The 16,926-nt window shown below is 46.0% G+C and carries 14 protein-coding genes; 1 reads left to right on the top strand and 13 read right to left on the bottom strand.

Annotated features, from left to right (window positions below; all coding sequences use genetic code 11):
* Positions 1-18 precede the first annotated feature (18 nt).
* From FJQ58_RS20360 to FJQ58_RS20340, 5 genes are all read right to left on the bottom strand, one after another.
* Positions 19-759: a hypothetical protein gene (locus FJQ58_RS20360; RefSeq protein WP_139996612.1), complete on the bottom strand. Its 741-nt coding sequence runs from the start codon at positions 757-759 to the stop codon at positions 19-21.
* The gene (locus FJQ58_RS20355; RefSeq protein ID WP_202915299.1) at positions 759-1,931 is read right to left on the bottom strand and encodes an SPFH domain-containing protein; all 1,173 of its coding nucleotides are present in this window, start codon (positions 1,929-1,931) and stop codon (positions 759-761) included. The genes FJQ58_RS20360 and FJQ58_RS20355 overlap by 1 nt, the downstream gene beginning before the upstream one ends.
* 242 nt (positions 1,932-2,173) lie before the next feature.
* A complete protein-coding gene (locus FJQ58_RS20350) occupies positions 2,174-4,351 on the bottom strand; it encodes an S-layer homology domain-containing protein (protein ID WP_162341647.1) in 2,178 nt (725 codons plus the stop codon).
* Positions 4,352-4,717: 366 nt separating this feature from the next.
* Positions 4,718-5,575 carry a class II fructose-bisphosphate aldolase gene (locus FJQ58_RS20345; RefSeq protein ID WP_139996610.1) on the bottom strand — a complete coding sequence of 286 codons (858 nt, stop codon included), beginning with the start codon at positions 5,573-5,575 and terminating at the stop codon, positions 4,718-4,720.
* 276 nt (positions 5,576-5,851) lie between these two features.
* Positions 5,852-6,607, bottom strand: a complete 756-nt coding sequence (locus tag FJQ58_RS20340; RefSeq protein WP_139996609.1) for a class I SAM-dependent methyltransferase — start codon at positions 6,605-6,607, stop codon at positions 5,852-5,854.
* Between the two features lie 277 nt (positions 6,608-6,884).
* On the opposite strand from FJQ58_RS20340, the gene FJQ58_RS20335 reads away from it, so the two are divergent.
* On the top strand, positions 6,885-7,685 hold the full coding sequence (locus FJQ58_RS20335; protein ID WP_139996608.1) for an AIM24 family protein: 801 nt from the start codon (positions 6,885-6,887) through the stop codon (positions 7,683-7,685).
* Between the two features lie 101 nt (positions 7,686-7,786).
* On the opposite strand, the gene gucD is transcribed toward FJQ58_RS20335, so the two are convergent.
* The 8 genes from gucD to FJQ58_RS20295 are packed head-to-tail and all read right to left on the bottom strand — an operon-like array spanning position 7,787 to position 16,893.
* Positions 7,787-9,244 (bottom strand): alpha-ketoglutaric semialdehyde dehydrogenase GucD, encoded by a 1,458-nt coding sequence (gene gucD, locus FJQ58_RS20330; RefSeq protein ID WP_139996607.1) that lies wholly within the window; start codon positions 9,242-9,244, stop codon positions 7,787-7,789.
* Positions 9,245-9,277: 33 nt separating this feature from the next.
* Positions 9,278-10,210: a hypothetical protein gene (locus tag FJQ58_RS20325; RefSeq protein ID WP_139996606.1), complete on the bottom strand. Its 933-nt coding sequence runs from the start codon at positions 10,208-10,210 to the stop codon at positions 9,278-9,280.
* Positions 10,211-10,259: 49 nt separating this feature from the next.
* A complete protein-coding gene (locus tag FJQ58_RS20320; protein ID WP_139996605.1) occupies positions 10,260-11,981 on the bottom strand; it encodes a dihydroxy-acid dehydratase in 1,722 nt (573 codons plus the stop codon).
* A 2-nt stretch (positions 11,982-11,983) separates the two neighbouring features.
* The gene (locus FJQ58_RS20315; protein WP_139996604.1) at positions 11,984-12,961 is read right to left on the bottom strand and encodes an aldose 1-epimerase; all 978 of its coding nucleotides are present in this window, start codon (positions 12,959-12,961) and stop codon (positions 11,984-11,986) included.
* Between the two features lie 13 nt (positions 12,962-12,974).
* Complete coding sequence (locus FJQ58_RS20310; RefSeq protein ID WP_162341645.1) at positions 12,975-14,321, bottom strand: family 4 glycosyl hydrolase; 1,347 nt, start codon at positions 14,319-14,321, stop codon at positions 12,975-12,977.
* A gap of 49 nt (positions 14,322-14,370) precedes the next feature.
* Positions 14,371-15,150 carry an SDR family NAD(P)-dependent oxidoreductase gene (locus tag FJQ58_RS20305; RefSeq protein WP_139996602.1) on the bottom strand — a complete coding sequence of 260 codons (780 nt, stop codon included), beginning with the start codon at positions 15,148-15,150 and terminating at the stop codon, positions 14,371-14,373.
* Positions 15,151-15,186: 36 nt separating this feature from the next.
* Positions 15,187-16,017 carry a carbohydrate ABC transporter permease gene (locus tag FJQ58_RS20300; protein ID WP_139996601.1) on the bottom strand — a complete coding sequence of 277 codons (831 nt, stop codon included), beginning with the start codon at positions 16,015-16,017 and terminating at the stop codon, positions 15,187-15,189.
* A 9-nt stretch (positions 16,018-16,026) separates the two neighbouring features.
* Positions 16,027-16,893, bottom strand: coding sequence for a carbohydrate ABC transporter permease (locus FJQ58_RS20295; RefSeq protein ID WP_139996600.1), 867 nt, complete (start codon positions 16,891-16,893; stop codon positions 16,027-16,029).
* Between the last annotated feature and the right edge of the window lie 33 nt (positions 16,894-16,926).

Below are 16,926 nucleotides of genomic sequence, written 5' to 3'. Positions count from 1 at the left end.
ATCTCCCTTATTATTATATTATCTAACGTTTAAAGCCTCTCTGTTTTTCACAAGTCGCAAGGTTTCATCAAGCATTTTTTTAATATCTATCGAATTTATTTCAGTAAATACTAATTTCATTTGATATTGAATGTACTCTAAATTACTTTGAACCCTATTTTCAATTTCGACAATCTTCGTATTCCCGAGCACTCTTCCAAACGGAGTAGAAGCATGAATACGTTCTTTTAGCGCATGAAATGAAGAAACTACAGCTGATAAGTCCTCTGATGATTCCTTCTCTGCAAGAACTGCTTCGATCTCCATTAATTGCAGCATAATCGAATGATTAGCCATTTGTTCCATGGCTTCGTTACTTGATTCTTTTAACGTTTTTTGAGCAAACGATATAAGAATGGAATAAAGGATTAATAATAAAGCAAATAGGAGCAATTGCCCCACCACATATCCAGTTACATTCCCAGAAATAAAAATAATAGATAGCGTATTGGCAATGAACGCATAGACGATCGATACGACCATAAGGGATACGGCGTGCACGACACCATATCTTTTGTATAAAAAGTCAGAAAAGATGATCGCTGCATTTGAAATAATAAGCCCTAACATTAATACAAATAACATCAAGACTGATTTCACTGGTTCAACGATTGAAAAAAGGGCAAAGAAATGGATAAACAAAATAATGAAAGCCACATCAACGACTAAACAGCTGATTACCTTTAATAGCTTTGATAACGTAAACTCGCCAATGTTCATTATTGCCCCCCCTGGTTAGTCCCGCACTCAGGGCAAAACTTGGTTCCAGGCGCGTTTTCTTTGTTACATCCTGGACATTTTTTCATTTGCATAGAGTTGCCGCATTCCGGACAAAATTTAGCATGACTATCTACTAAGGTAGTACATGAGTAACATTCGATTTTTGCAGCGATTAGTTTATCCCCGCAGTTTAAACAGAACTTGGCGTCCGAGTCATTCTCTCTCTCGCATTTCTTGCATATCGTTTTTTTTGTCGGGGTGCTCAAAACACTGCCCGCAGCACTTGCAAACGTGCTTCCTACCGCCAAACCGGCTCCAGTACCGAGACCTAAGCCTATTCCCGCTGCAGCAATGCTGCCCGAACCTTCATTACCTGCTGCGGTTTCCATAACATCGAAAGAACGCTTAACATTATAGCGATTATCCCCAATGATATCGAAAGCAGCCCTCTCGCCTAATATCTTATTAATTGTAGCAAAGTCCTCATCTGGAAAATTAATGGATGAGATAAAGAAATTCATGATGGAGAGCCCAAATCGTTCAAATTCACTTGAAATGCTTATTTCTGTTTTCTCCGATATTTCCTCTAGTAAAGGCGCTATTTCAAGAACAGATATTTTTTGGTTGATAATAATGTTAGCTATAATGGTTTTAGCTTTGGTTACCGTTAGTCCTTTGAAATATTGAATTACCGTATCATATTTGACGACCTGCTCGTCTCCAACGGCACCAATTAACTCGGTCAAGAAAACGCGAAAGTCAGAAACCCTCATCGCCAGTTGGCCAAACGCACGCACTCTTAATCGAACACCATACTTAGGATCGATTAAACTGATCGGATCGCTCGTTCCCCAAAGAACATCCATTTTTATTGCTTTATTTATAAAAAAAACTTCCGCAGTAAAAGGAGTTCTTCCACCAAAAGGTATATTAATTAATGATTGCAAAATAGGAATATTATTAGTGCTTAGTGTATACGTCCCTGCTGAGAAGTAATCGAGCGCCTTGCCTCCTTTAACAAAAACAGCAATCTGACCCTCACCAACGATTAATTGAGTCCCAAAAACGAAACTATCTCCTGGATAACGAAAAACTAACCAATCCCGATTAGCTAATCCATTAAATTTTATAACATCGATTATAGCCAGATATATCCCCCACTTCGCAGCCATTTCAATATTATTCCACTTGTAATTGTATTACATTGTATCTCTTTTAATCAATTATGAATTTTTATATTTTACACATTTTAGCGAATATGGTCGATTCATACGACCTTACTATTAAAACGGCAAGGCCTCTGCGTATACAGATGCCTTGCCGTTTTTGTTTACAGCCTATATTCAAATGGGTATACCGACTTCGTCGTCTTCGATAGGCTGAGCCCTATTCTATCGCATGTAGAGTTATAAGCTTAACTCATTTCTCCTAATATTTTTTTCAAGTCTGCATTCAATTGAAGAGTGTGCAAAATAATCGTTAACGCTTCGGCACGGGTAGACGGTTTGTTCGGCGAAAATTGTCCATTCCCCTGTCCGCTAATAATTCCAGCAGATGCAGCTTTTTGGATTTGATCTTTATTCCAAGCAGATTCAATATCATTAAAAGCAGACGCGGCTTCATCCTTCACATCAGCAAAATTAATGATTTTAGAAATAATGGAGATAATCTCGGCACGGCTAATTTCTTTGTTCGGTTTAAATGAACCATCTTCATAGCCAGAAATAACTCCACTTTCGATTAAGGCATGAATGGATGACTCCGCCCAATGCCCGCTCACGTCGGCTAGTTTATAGTCATTAGCCTTAGCAGACAAATCGAACACTTTTGCAATGATTGTGGCAAACTCCCCGCGTGTAATGCTTGCATTGGGATGGAATGTTCCGTCGCTATAACCTTTCACAACCCCAAATTGAACAAACATATTCACGGTCGATTGCGCCCAATGAGCAGTCGTATCTTTGAATGGAACGGTTGTAGGATTAGCTTTTGCTTCCTCCGCTTGTTTGCTCAGTCTAGATACCAATTGAGAAACATCAATAATTTCGTTGTTAAAGCCAACTTCAGGTTTTGCTGTTGGTGTTGGCGTTGGTGTTGCTGTCTGTACTGGTGTTGTAACCGTTGGCGTTCCGGGTGTTACCACTGGCGGTGTTGTTGGTGATAGTGTTGCTTCTGGCGACGCTGTTGGCGTCGGCGTTGCTTCTGGTGTTGTTTCCGGCGTTGGTGATGGTATCACTTCTGGCGACGCTGTTGGCGTTAGTGTTGCTTCCGGTGTTGTTTCCGGCGTCGGTGATGGCGTTGCTTCCGGTGACGGTGTTGGTTCGATAATTTCCTTCGTGGTAACTTGAACCACTTTAGTTCCATACACAGCGCTGCCGTCGACAGCCGTAGCTATAACCGTAACGGTTCCTGCCGTTTTACCCGTAAGTACGCCACTCGCGTTAATTGTCGCTGTGCCTGTCCCATTTTCAACAGACCATTGAATCGCTTGATCCGTTGCATTTGCTGGAGCAACCGCCGTTGTAAATGTAATGTTCTCATCCACCTCTACGGTAGATACGCCGGTTACTGTAATCGAAGAGACCGGTATTGCCGTAATCGTTAGCGTCATGCTGCCGATCACTCCGCTTCCATCCAATGCTTCAGCTTGCACGGTTACTGTGCCAGGGGAACCCGCAGTTAGCAAGCCGCTTTCTGCATCAATGGACGCTGTGCCTGTTCCAGGAAGGACTGACCACGATACGGTTTGGTTTGTCGCATTAGCAGGGGCTGCTGCGGCAAAAATTTGAAGCTCCGCGCCTGTTTCTACTGAGGTTACTTCGTCTTCAGCAGTTATGGAGATGGTTTCTACCGGCACCACTGGCTCTGTAATCGTTATAAGCTTCGTTCCATAAACAGCACTGCCATCAACAGCCGTAGCTTTTACCGTGACCGTTCCTGCTGTTGTTCCGGTCAACACGCCACTCGCGTTAATTGTCGCTGTGCCTGTTCCATTTTCTACAGACCACTTAATTTTTTTGTATAATGCATTTTCGGGCAAAATTTCAGCATACATGTTTAATGTAGACCCTACTTCTAAAGATGATGCATCGTCATGGCTAGTTACATTAATCTCGGTTACAAGCAAAGGATCTATGTTGAAAGGGTCGTCCGTAATGAGCTGGGGACCGGAGTAAATCGATAGCGGCACCGTTAAAATATCTTTAAGAGTGGATTTAACTGAAAAAGTGACCAATCCATTAACTGTATACCAGGAATACCCTTCCTTAACCGTTGCAGTACCGCTGGTATGGATATTATAGAATTCTAAGTCAGGATCTGCTGAATGGGCAAATATTTCGGTTTGACCATTCACAAGCTGACCATCAGTGCCATAGACCTTGAAGGTCAGGGAGACATAACCGGGGTGAATACTATCCTCTTCTGGCCCGTCGGCTAAAATAATATGATCGATTGAATGAGTAGGTTTCTGCTTTTGAATTTCACTAATAGTAAAATTCGGAATATAAGACAAACTCGGTACCCAACTTAAAGCACCATTGGTCACATAGCCTCCCACAATCGTTTTTGTGGCATTAGTACTAACGGTCACGGAGCTTCCTCCATCAGCCTTAGGCGCATGGGCAACACTACCGTCCGAATATCTTAGAAAGATTTGCTCATCGCTGCCCAAAGAGGTATTTTCAAAATTAATAACCACTTGGCTTGTTTGAGTCACACACCCACTTAATACGATCAAAACACACATCGAAACCAAAAATAAAGAACGTACTGAAAATCGCGGCATATCCATATCTCTCCCTATCCTCATAATAAGATCCATTATACTCGGCCCCAATGACGGCAAAATGACAAACTCCGACAAGGAAAGGGATGATCGTATGATCAGAAGGAATAAAAAAAAGGTTGGACCTGCTGCGATTTGCAGCTTGTCCAACCTTTTTTCATTTTGTGTTTATTAAGCTTTGTTCGAAGAACCGAACTCACGCATTTTGCCTTGAACCGTTGCTTTAATCGCATCGCGGCCCGGGGACAAGAATTTACGCGGATCGTAAACTTCTGCATCCGAAGTCAAAATTTCGCGAGCTACTTTTGTAAACGCGATTTGGTTTTCTGTGTTTACGTTGATTTTTGCAGTTCCAAGGGAAATCGATTTTTTGATATCCGCAGTTGGAATTCCTGTACCGCCATGCAATACCAATGGAAGCTTGATGGTTTGGCAAATCTCTTCCATTTCTTTGAAACCAAGGTTTGGTTCGCCTTTGTAAGGACCATGTACGGAACCTAGTGCTGGAGCAAGGCAATCGATACCTGTAAGCTCAACCAGTTGCTTACATTCTTGCGGATCAGCGTAGATAACGCCATCAGCGATTACGTCATCTTCTTGTCCGCCAACGGTACCAAGCTCAGCTTCAACGGAAACGCCGCGCTCATGCGCGTAAGCAACCACTTGTTGAGTTGTTTTTACGTTCTCATCGAAAGGAGAGTGTGAAGCATCTATCATAACGGAAGTAAAACCAGCATCAATGGCTGCTTTACATTTTTCGAAGCTTGAACCATGGTCCAAATGGATCGCAACTGGAACCGTGATTTTCATTTCTTCAATAAGGGATTTTACGATTGCAGTTACAACCGTGAAGCCACCCATGTAACGAGCTGCGCCTTCAGAAACGCCCAAAATAACTGGGGATTGCTCTGCTTGAGCAGCGCCAAGGATTGCTTGCGTCCACTCTAGGTTATTGATGTTGAATTGACCAACAGCGTAACCTTCTTTTAGTCCTTTGTTCAACATTTCTTTCATTGATTCCAAAGCCATGTTAAATCCTCCTTCAAAATAATTGCATTTTTAAAACTCGATCTTTCAATCATACCCAATTCATCTACAGTTTAAAATGCGTCCGAAAACTGTAGTTATACTGGCACGAACGGCATGGGCTTTTCCACGTTCACGTTCTACTCATCAGTCTACATGTTATCACAAAATTCAGCATAAGACTACCTGTAGCGGGGTTGATCACTTTATCGCACTTCTTCAATTATACCATAGATGCAACTCGATTACGGACTTGGCTTACGTTTCAAAGGATAACGCCTAGATCTCGCCCCAAAAGACCTCGGTCTCATATTCGAAGGCTACGTTTCCGTCCAGTTGGTTACGTTCAAACAGCTCCTTTAACTCGCGCAGCATCCCTTCATAATGCGGATCTTCAGGTGCTGGGGTATAAGAAGACGAACGCAAACGGCCGAAAAGCCCATCCCAATCGAACATTTGCTGATTAACGAACCGCGCTTCCTGCACTTTCCCTAGTTTAAAGAAAGTAGCCAAAATTTCCGGTGATATATTTTTATGATTTACTTTGTTGTAATCGGTGCCGAAGGTTTGAAGCAACTGCTCATACTCTTCCCGAAATGGGGTGCCTTTTGTAAGACGGGAATTCCATATCAGGATGGCTTTTCCCCCTGGCTTCAAAATCCGTCTAAACTCCACTTGCGCTGCTTGGAGATCGAACCAGTGAAACGCTTGTGCACAAACAATAAAATCGACAGATTGGTCTAGCAGCCCCGTAGCCTCAGCAGACCCTACCACCGCCCGAAAATCAGCACGGCCTATCAAGCCCCGCTCCGCTGCTTCCCTCATCTCCTGATTAGGCTCAACCGCAATGACCTGGCTTCCCCGCTCCAGAAGCAGTGCCGAAAAAATACCCGTCCCAGCGCCAATGTCAGCCACCACGCTGCCTGAACTCAATCCTACCTTGTTATACAAATAATCCATGGCTTCACTCGGATAGCTTGGGCGATACTTCACATACGAATCCACTCGTGTTGAAAACCGGTCTTTATTATTCATGAACGACCACTCTCCCGTTAAACCATTATTTGCTTCCAAGACTGCAATCAATAAGCATTAGTCGAGTTTTTTAGCCATAACCACGCTTTGTTTCATTAGATAAAACCATGTTTCATTATTTATTATTATTTTAAATCAACTTCTATTAAATAGCTAGTGTTGATTCAATTAAGGGACATGCAGCAAGGATACCGAAGCTTATTGTCGAATATCTATTTCTAAATGAGTTTTTAGCAACGCTTATTTTTAATAACTTCCACAGGAGGCGTATCTCATTATGGCTTTCACCATCAATAATTTAAAAGATAACAATAACGTTATAATTAAAGAGCAGCTTGGCGGGTTTACGGTCATTGAGTATAAAGAAGATTTAAGCAGCACAACCTTATCTGAGGCGGAATCCAACTTTTACATGAGCAAAAGCAATATGCGCAATAAGCAATTAATGATTGAGATCAATAATAGCGAGGTTATGTTGAGCGCAGGAGCCATGCAGTATATGGTAGGCAATATTGAAATGACTTCGGGGATTAAAGGCGTTGGAGGTTTAATGAGAAACCTGATGTCCAGCGCGGCTACAGGGACGAGTGCGGTCAAGCCTCTTTACAAAGGCACCGGCACGATTTTGCTTGAGACCACTTATAAATACTTATGGCTCATTGATGTCGACAATGACCATATCGTAATGGAAGATGGCCTATTTCTCGCTTGCGAAACCACGCTGGAGATCGCCGTCACTGCCCGCAAAAACCTTTCCTCTGCAGTACTAGGCGGGGAAGGTCTCTTTAACTTAAGCGCCAAAGGAAAAGGGATTCTCGCACTCGAAGCTCCTATTCCAGCTGAAGAGGCTGTTGTCGTCGAATTGAAAAATGACGTACTAAAGGTCGATGGAAATTTTGCTCTAATGTGGTCAAATACGCTTGACTTTACCGTTGAAAAATCCGGAAAAACCCGGATGGGCTCCGCTGCTTCTGGCGAGGGTCTCGTCAATGTCTATCGGGGAACAGGAATGGTATGGTTAGCTCCGCTCATGCAATATTCGAGCGGTCCAGGCCAAATCAAAGGCACGGTCGGATAACGTTTTAGAAAAAAAGTCCTTTAAGCGAAGTTCGCTTAAAGGACTTTTTTGGGGGATATGCTAAACCAATTTCCCTAAGCGTTTGGGTAACAGGATTAACACTAAGCTTTTAAGAATACGGTTTTGATTGAAGTGAAAAATTCGATAGCCGCTTGTCCCTGCTCTCTCGAATGCGAGCTGGATTGCTTCATTCCGCCAAATGGAGCCTGCAGCTCCACTCCTGCCGTTTCAGCATTAATGCGGATCAAGCCTGCATCCATATCAGAGATGAAGGTCAAAATATGGCTAATATTTTGCGTATAAATCGAGGCACTCAGTCCATATTCCACGTCATTGGCCAGCGCTAACGCTTCCTTCAAGTCCTCAAACGGGATAAGCGCCAGTACCGGTCCAAAAATTTCCTCCTTGGCAATCGTCATATTCACGGTTACCTTGTCAAAGACGGTCGGCTGCACATAATAGCCGCTCATCAATTCCTCGTCCTTCGGTATGCTTCCACCATAGAGGAGGCTCGCCCCTTCCGCGATTCCCTTATTAATGTAGGAAAGAACGGTATCACGCTGCTTTTCATTGGCACAAGGCCCCATCCATGTGGTGGAATCCTTCCCATTTCCCAGCTTCAATTGTTTGACTTGATCCAGCAGCTTCGCCCGGAACGTTTCATAGATGGAGGATTGAACAAGTACTCGGCTTGTAGCTGTACATTTTTGTCCAGTAGATTTCAATCCGCCGCTAATCGCTGCTTCTACGGCAAGATCGAGGTTAGCATCTTCAGCGACGATAAGCGGATTTTTCCCGCCCATCTCCAATTGATACTTGGCTCCCCGCGAAAGAGCCGCTTGGCCAATCTGTTTCCCTACTCGATTGGAACCCGTAAAGGTAATACCTTGAATATTGGAATGGTTGGCAATACCGCCTCCAATTAGAGCACCGTCACCTGTGACCATATTGACAACGCCAGATGGAAAACCCGCTTCTTCAAAACAAGCAAGGAGCTTAGCTGCGGTAATCGACGTTTCAATGGCTGGTTTTATGACAATCGTATTGCCATAAATAAGCGCTGGAGCCATTTTCCACATCGGAATCGCAACCGGGAAATTCCACGGCGTTATAACACCCACAACGCCTAGAGGCACTCTAGTTGTGAACATGATCGCCTCAGGATCAGTTGAAGGTATAACGTCGCCTGTCTTCCGCATGCCTTCCCCCGCATAATAACGAAGAATAGCAACTCCACGAGCCGTTTCGCCTTTGCACTCCGCAAGTGTCTTGCCCATCTCGCGCATCATGGTTTCGGCGATCTCTTCCAGTCTTGCCTCCAGATGGTTAGCTGCCTTGAACAGATACTCGCCCCGGGCCGCGCCCGAAAGCCTGCGCCATGCTTCTTTGGCACGATTAGCGGCGCTCACCGCAAGCTCAAGATCCGCTTCGTTGGAATCTTGCACATATCCGACGATCTCAGACGAATTCGCAGGATTAATGCTTTCCGTCAACCTTCCGGTTGCGGATACGCTCCATTTTCCATCTATAAAATTCAAATAAGTCTGCTCTATAGTCATTTCTCTATTCACTCCATCCCTTGGGTTATCGCTTTAGCTCACTGAAGGAATTCCCAACCCCTCGGCAAAACTGGCGGATTGAATGGCAGACGAATGATACCTGTCGAGAACTTGAATGCCCAAATGAGCTCTGCGCACTTTCTCTCTGCACTGGGCGATAGCCAGATCCTTGTTATGAATCCCCGCCGGATACACGCTAACAGCATTCCGAAGCCCGAATTTCAGATAAACCGGTGAAGCGATTCTTACAATTTCCGGGATTTCATAGTTGCGAATAAAACCGCCCAAATCATCCGGCGACTCAATATAGAGATCGATCGGAGCATCAACCACGGCTCGAATCGATGACAGCTGCGGCAGAGTGATATCGCCAGGCAAATTCAAGGTAGTGCCGCCAAGCTCCGTAAAGATCCGAGCATTTACCGGATTGGTTGGACTCATCAGCGCAGAAATCTTAACAACCAAATTGGCTGGCAGCTGACCCTTGATTTTCGCTTGATTGATCAGCCATAATAAGCCTTCATCCGCCACAAGCACGCTTCGAATGCCTAAATCCGCCGCTCGGAATATTTCTTCCAAACCGTATAGCAACTGATCCATTCCGGCGTGTCGCCCGCCAAGCAGCTTTCCGCTGCTGCTATGAGACATAGCTCCGATATCGAAGCTCATTCGCGGCCCAACGAAGAGGCATACCTCCATCCCTTCCGCCATGCCCATTTGGACCATATCGCTAATTTCGGAATCGCTTAACAGCATAATTCCGCTGCCCTGAGAGACGCGGTTGACCGTTAATCCAAATTGCTTGGCTTCTGCAATGACGCTCTCCATTATTGCAGGACCCTCTACCGAAGGGATTTCCACACGGTAATGGGCTCCATCTTCAAATGTTTTTGCGCTTGTCGCGAGCTGATACTGTTCTTTGTCCGGCAGGCCAAGACTAGCCGCAAAGGCTTGAGCTTTGTTCATCGTTGTTTCCCCCTTCACTCATTCCATATAGGTGAATGACTAACTTCTCTTAACCTCGTCCGACAATTGGTTCTATAAATTTAGCTTCCTCTTTCGAATTTGGACGCAAAAAATCGAGATCGCAGCCTTGGTCGGCTTGCAAGACATGATCCGCATGCAGCTTCATAAACCCGCGCTTATGCGGACGAACAGGCGACCAATCACGCAGACGCTCACGTATTTCCACATCCGTTAGCTCTACGCTGATCGTACCGTGATCCAGATCGACCACAATCCAGTCCCCGCTTCGAATGGCAGCGATAGGCCCTCCGAGCTGGGCTTCCGGCGAAACTTGCAAAATATTCGTTCCGAAGCTAGTTCCGCTCATTCGGGCGTCGCTGATTCGTACCATATCCCGAATTCCCTGTTTTAGCAGCTTCTTCGGAATCGGCAGCGCTCCCCATTCAGGCATCCCTGCCCCCACCGGGCCACAGTTTCGTAGCACTAACACCGAGGTTCCATCAACCTCCAGCTGTTCGCTATCTATGGTTTCATTCATCTCTTCATAGCTATCGAATACAATCGCTTGGCCTCTATGCCGGTGACTGATTAAGGAACTAGCCGCTCGTTTCAGTACAGCTCCCGCAGGAGCAAGATTGCCTGTTAGTATGGCAATGCCCGCTTCCGATTTATAAGGCTCGGTTACCGAGTAAATAACCGTATCCTTATAGGCCGGGTAATCGCGATAACATTCTTCAAGCGTAGTTCCAAGTGCGCTCAGACAAGTCGCATCCAGCTCGGGCAGCAGTCTGCCGATCACCGCTCCAAGCCCGCCTGCTTCAAAAAAGTCATCCATGCTATGCTCTCCGCTCGGCTGGAGATTGACCAAAAGCGGGACGCCCTTAGATTTTTCTTCATAGCGCTTCAAAGGGATATGAATGCCGAGCCGGCCTGCAATTGCAGTCAAGTGGATAACGGCATTGGTAGAACCGCCAAGTGCTGCCAGCAGCTTGATGGCATTATCAAATGCAGCTTCCGTCATTAGACGAGCCGGAGTCAACTCTTCCCTAACCATCGCAACAATTCGTTTGCCCGTTTCTTCGGCTGCCCATTTACGGCTGGCATGCGTGGCCGGAATCGTGGAGGTGCCCGGCAGCATCATGCCGAGAATCTCCGACAAGCATTTCATTGTAGAGGAGGTTCCCATGACAGGACATCCTCCCTGCGTGCATGAAATGCATTTTTCCAGCTCGCTCCATTCCTCGTCTGTCAGAAGGCCCGCATGGTAATCATCCATCAGCTTCCAAAGATCTGTCCCATAATTCACTTTCTTCCCGCGAAAGGAACCTGATGCCCGGTGCCCGGCAGCAAGCTGCAGCGAAGGAATATTGCTGCTCGCTGCACCCATAAGCTGGGCGGGTGTTGTTTTATCGCATTCGCAAAGCAGCACTGCACCGTCAATGGGCAATGCCCGAATGGATTCCTCAACATCCATCGCCATCAAATTGCGATAAGGCAGATCCGAAGGCTTCATAAAATCGGCAGGCGTCGTGATCGTATGCATCTCAAGCGGATATCCTCCGGCAAGCAGCACTCCGCGTTTGACAAATTCGACTAATTCTTTATGGGGCGCATTACAGCTATTCAAATCACTCCATGAATTGAAGATGCCAATAATCGGCTTGCCTACAAACGATTCGGGAACATGCCCATTAGCCCTCATGGCCGACAGATGCTGGAATCGCGTTTCCTTGGACGGGTGTCTGAACCATCGGTCACTGCGCAAAGACATGCTCAAATCACCTCTTCCATTCGAATTCGTGTTGTTGTTGTCACTTGCTCGCCAGGCTGAAGAACCCGGAAGCCCGTCAATTCCTCCGGAAGCTGCAAATTTGGTGCATTCGTTATCCAAGTATAAGGCTCTGGGCACAAATAACCCTGCCGTGCATCATGGTTGTAAACCACCCAATGCTTAAATTGCTCGTCCGCACTATACACAACGCGAATGCCGGCATTCAGATCGGTCAGCACCGCTTCATTGGCTCCCGATTCTGCTGTCTGAAACGCATCGTCCAGCGCGTGCTCGACTAAGCTTTTCCCCTCGCGCAGCTCCTCCAAATAAGGAATATCCACTAGTTCGCCGGTTGGCAAGAAACGTTCGTCCAGCACCCACTGCTTATCCGCATTCAGAGAAAATCGGCACTGCGCCAGATCCCCTGAGGGATCAAACGGATAATTAAACGTCGTATGGTAGCCGAGTCCCCAAGGAAATGGCGCGGCATCTCGGCTGCTGATTGTTGCTTTAATGGTGAGCGTTGCCCGCTCCAAGATATAACTCATTTGAACACTAAATGAATGTGGAAACCGAGCTAAAATCGCTTCATGTTCATCCGAATGAATGATCGTCTCTAGTACGATCCTCTCTCCCTCTGCCTCCGCCCTTAGAAGCTTCCACGGCGCATCGAATAATAAGCCGTGGGTATGATTATGTTCAGCGGCATCATTTATATCGAACTGATAGTCCCTACTATTAAAAGCGAACCTGCCATCGGCAATGCGATTAGGAGGAAAGAGGATAGGCAGGCCATACAAGATAGGATCTGCCTTGTACTTCTCCTGACTTTCCGGAAATCGCAGCAATTCAAGATTTTTATTTTTTAAGCGCAAAGATAGTAAATTACTTCCCCAAGCGGGCACTAATGTGAACTCCAGTTCCTCATTTTGTATCCTTATTGCTGTCTCCCCATATAGCTCATACTGTTCGATAGCCATTTTGCCTGCCCCCTTAATTAAAATGCTGTCTCATCGCAGCAAGGCTAGGCAATTTAAGGATATCATCCAGCAGTGCACGAGCCTGTTTCTCGGAACGGGTCCACGGATCCATCATAATTAACTGGACAAGATCTTCTAGATTCCCGCTATCATAGGCCTGAAGCTCAATTTCCACGGGAGCCACACGATCACGAAGCGCAAAGTTAATCAGAGGCTTAGGCAAGCCTTTGGTCTTAATGCCTTGAACGCCGATTCCACTGACGTAACAAGGAATTTCCACCTGAAAATCGAGCGGGATGCCCGGCACGTAGTTGCTGTCATTCAATATATTAAGGATCATCACTCTAGGCACATCACAGGCTATCGCTTCAATGAACGGAATCATCGGTTCTGACGAATGCACCGGCGGGAAATGATCCATCACCGCTTCTGTCGTATTTTCAGAAACCTTCCGGATTCTCTCTACGCCAGCTGCACCTCCCGCGAAGTAAAGGTCCCGCCACCAAGCCTGAGGGTCTTCCTTATAGAGAAGCTCCGTTTCTTGATCCGCATGGTGCCAAGCCGGCCAAGAGCCGCCGCCCGGATTTCCCGTATCACCAATTGGAAATACGCCGAATTTCTTATAGAGATCAAGCGCTTTGGGACCTAACCAGTCGCAGGTCGCGCAGTTCTCGATGTAAGCAGCCGATTTTTCTTCGATCCAACGATCCAAAATAGGAAATGCATTTTCCCCTTTGTATCGGAACTCGGTCAGCCAAATAAAGTGATTCACGCCTGGAATCTCATACGTAATATGATTCGGGTCGAGTCCAATGACTTCAGCAACAGCTTTTACCCCGTTAGAACCATGGCAGAAGCCTGCCAGCTTAGCCTGCGGGTACTTGCGCTGCAAGTAGGTTACGCCTGCCATGACCGGGTTGGATACGAGCATATACCAAGCGTCCGGACAAATCTCCAAAATATCCAGCATGACCGATTCCATCAGGCGCAGCTGATCGAAATTAATCCAGAAGCCTTCGTCATGCATCACATGCAGGCTTCCTCCAAACCGATAACCGTGCTTCTGGGCTATATCCCATCCGTCCTTCAAGCGCTGATGGCCGCCGACTAGCGCAGCAAGCACGACGAAGTCGGCTCCGCGCAGCGATTCTCTCCGATCCGTCGTTTTTTCCAGAACAAGATGGATATTAGCTTCTTTGGCGTAGCGTTCGCAAAGGGAATATGCGCTTTCCAATCTCTGCTCATCGATATCCATAAAGCTGACGACACTGCCTTCAAGAGAAGGCGTCAAGCAGATGTCCTTGATTAGGCTGAGGGAGAACATGGCCGATCCTGCTCCGATAATGCTAATTTTAGCCATAGGTATAACCTCCATATGAGAGTGAATGTTTTTGAATAAGGGCTTGTTATCAAATCGCAGCCGATGCTGCTCCGTCAATGCTTAGATTAGAGCCGCTAACGACAACAGATTCGTCGGAGGCTAGGAATAACACCGCATACGCAACCTCGCGCGTGGTTGCCATTCTTCCGAGTGGCTGCTGCTGTTTAATGATTGGGTATAATTTATCCATTCCGCCCATGCTTTCGGCGAGACGGACGTTCATATCGGTCTCCACCCAGCCTGGCGAAATCGAATTGCAGCGGATGCCCTTCTCGGCATAGGAGACGGCAATCTCTTTGGTTAACCCAATAATGCCTGCCTTGGAAGCAGAATAAGCGGTATAGCCGGGCTCCGTTAAAGAAGCCATGACCGAAGAAGTATTTATGATAGAGCCGCCATTTCTCTTGAGCATCTCAGGGATCGCCTTTTTGCACATTAAGAACATCGACTTCAGATTCACCTGCAGCACTTCGTCCCAGGTTTCTTCCTCATAATCCAAAATATCGCCAACAGGCATAATTCCCGCATTGTTAAAAACGATATCAAGCCCGCCGTAAGCATTGACCGCGCTTGCCACCGCATCTTCAGCCGTCTTCATCAAGCCCACGCTGCCGCATACGATCTCACAGTTTCCGCCCATTTGGCGAATTTCCGCAGCAACCTCGTTTAACTTCTCCTCATTGATGTCGACCAGGATAAGACTCGCGTCTTCTTCGGCAAAGAGCAATGCTGCTCCCTTGCCTATTCCTGCTGCCGCTCCTGTAATGATCGCTACTTTTGAATAGAGACGCCCTTGCTTTCTGCTCATGTGATGACATCCTTTCTTATCCTCATTCGATTTCGTTTATTTAACAGCTCCGATAACCAGCCCTTTACGAATATAGCTTTGAAAAATAATATAAATCGCAATTGGAGGCAGCGAAGCAAGCAACAGCCCTGACAATAACAGCGGGTAGTCTGAGCTGAACCTGTTGAGTACCGTCGCCACCGCAACGGTTACGGTCTTTAAGCCATCCGATTGCAAATAGATCAGCGGGGTTAACAAATCGTTCCACCAGTTCGTCGCATTAAAGATCGATACCGTGACTACACCCGGCAAGCTCATGGGCAAAATCACTTTGAACATCGCCTGATGATATTTGGCGCCGTCTATTTTTATCGCTTCAAGCACTTCATCGGGCATGGCTCTCATCAGTGAAGTGAGTAAGAAGACCGTGCTCGGAATAGCCGAGACAGACCAGATGGTTACTACGGATATGATATGGTCGGTCCAGCCGATCTTGGACATCAACAAATAGTTTGGAATGATAAAGGTAATACCCGGTATGGTCATCGTGGCGATCATAATAATATAAAACCCGTTGCGGTATTTGAATTTTAATTTGGCAAAAGCATAGGCCGCCGGAATAGACAAGGCTAGGGAAGCAACTAAGCTGAGTCCAACATAGACGAGCGTATTGCCAAACAACCGAACAAGAGAGAAGCGATAAATGAGTGCGATGAAGTTATCAAAATACCAGGTTTTTGGAAGACCCATCGGATGTTTGATATATTCTATCGTTGGCTTCATACTACTGATGGCCATGTAGAACAACGGATACATCGCCATGAAGGCAATGACAGCGAGCACGATAAAAATCAGAAATCTGATCATTCTTCTAGAGGCTGTTTTCATAATGTCCTCCTATTGCTCCAAGCGCTTGGATATTTTCAACTGAATCCACGTAATGAACATAACAATGAAGAACAAGAAAACCGACAGTGCGCTCGCATAGCCCATATTTCCGCTTCGGAAGGCTTGAATATAAATCATATAGTCGATGGGAGTTGTCTCGTAACCTGGCCCACCGCCTGTGATCGAATAAACAAGGCCAAACAGACCGACAAAAACATAAATGACATTGACGATCGTAAAGTAGAAAATCGCTGGATATAACGACGGGATGACAATGTACATTAATCGCTGACGCCAATTGGCTCCGTCTATTTTGGCCGCATCAAACAATTCATTGGAGATCGAAGATAGCCCCGATAAAAAAATGAGCGTTCCTTGGCCTAGCGTCTGCCAGTAAAAACATAGAATCAAGATCATAAATTCGGTCGGCACCGTATTCAGCCAATCCGTCGTAAACGCGCCAAGTCCGGCATTTTCCAGAAGCGTATTCACGATCCCTTTGTTCGTAAACATCGATTTTGCCAAAAAACCGATAACGACCGAGGAGAGGATTGCCGGCAAGTAATACACCGAACGAAACAAGCGCCACCCCGGAACCTCCTCATGCAGCAGAACCGACACCGTAAGCGATATGAACAAGATGCCCGGTACCGATAATAAAAAGATCAGATTGTTACGCAGCATAAGCGGCAAATCGCCATTACTGAGGATCGTCTTGAAATTGTCCCAGCCAACGTACGTAGAAGTGACCCCATCCCATTCCGTAAAGCTATGAAAAAATGTGTTGAACATGGGATAACCAACGAATACAGCTAGCAACAGAAAAGCCGGCAGCAAGGAGAACAAACCTACCCATCGTTCTTGCTTGAGACCCATTCCTCTATTCCTCCTTGCCTATCGGCAGAAGCA

The sequence above is a fragment of the Paenibacillus paridis genome, assembly GCF_006345825.1.
Lineage (GTDB): Bacteria > Bacillota > Bacilli > Paenibacillales > Paenibacillaceae > Pristimantibacillus > Pristimantibacillus paridis.
This window is presented reverse-complemented; position numbering and strand designations above follow the sequence as displayed.

Coding starts and splice junctions, on each gene's coding strand:
- FJQ58_RS20360 (WP_139996612.1), bottom strand. CDS start 759: ATGAACATTGGCGAGTTTACGTTATCAAAGCTATTAAAGGTAATCAGC.
- FJQ58_RS20355 (WP_202915299.1), bottom strand. CDS start 1,931: ATGGCTGCGAAGTGGGGGATATATCTGGCTATAATCGATGTTATAAAA.
- FJQ58_RS20345 (WP_139996610.1), bottom strand. CDS start 5,575: ATGGCTTTGGAATCAATGAAAGAAATGTTGAACAAAGGACTAAAAGAA.
- FJQ58_RS20340 (WP_139996609.1), bottom strand. CDS start 6,607: ATGAATAATAAAGACCGGTTTTCAACACGAGTGGATTCGTATGTGAAG.
- FJQ58_RS20335 (WP_139996608.1), top strand. CDS start 6,885: ATGGCTTTCACCATCAATAATTTAAAAGATAACAATAACGTTATAATT.
- gucD (WP_139996607.1), bottom strand. CDS start 9,244: ATGACTATAGAGCAGACTTATTTGAATTTTATAGATGGAAAATGGAGC.
- FJQ58_RS20325 (WP_139996606.1), bottom strand. CDS start 10,210: ATGAACAAAGCTCAAGCCTTTGCGGCTAGTCTTGGCCTGCCGGACAAA.
- FJQ58_RS20320 (WP_139996605.1), bottom strand. CDS start 11,981: ATGTCTTTGCGCAGTGACCGATGGTTCAGACACCCGTCCAAGGAAACG.
- FJQ58_RS20315 (WP_139996604.1), bottom strand. CDS start 12,961: ATGGCTATCGAACAGTATGAGCTATATGGGGAGACAGCAATAAGGATA.
- FJQ58_RS20310 (WP_162341645.1), bottom strand. CDS start 14,321: ATGGCTAAAATTAGCATTATCGGAGCAGGATCGGCCATGTTCTCCCTC.
- FJQ58_RS20305 (WP_139996602.1), bottom strand. CDS start 15,150: ATGAGCAGAAAGCAAGGGCGTCTCTATTCAAAAGTAGCGATCATTACA.
- FJQ58_RS20300 (WP_139996601.1), bottom strand. CDS start 16,017: ATGAAAACAGCCTCTAGAAGAATGATCAGATTTCTGATTTTTATCGTG.
- FJQ58_RS20295 (WP_139996600.1), bottom strand. CDS start 16,893: ATGGGTCTCAAGCAAGAACGATGGGTAGGTTTGTTCTCCTTGCTGCCG.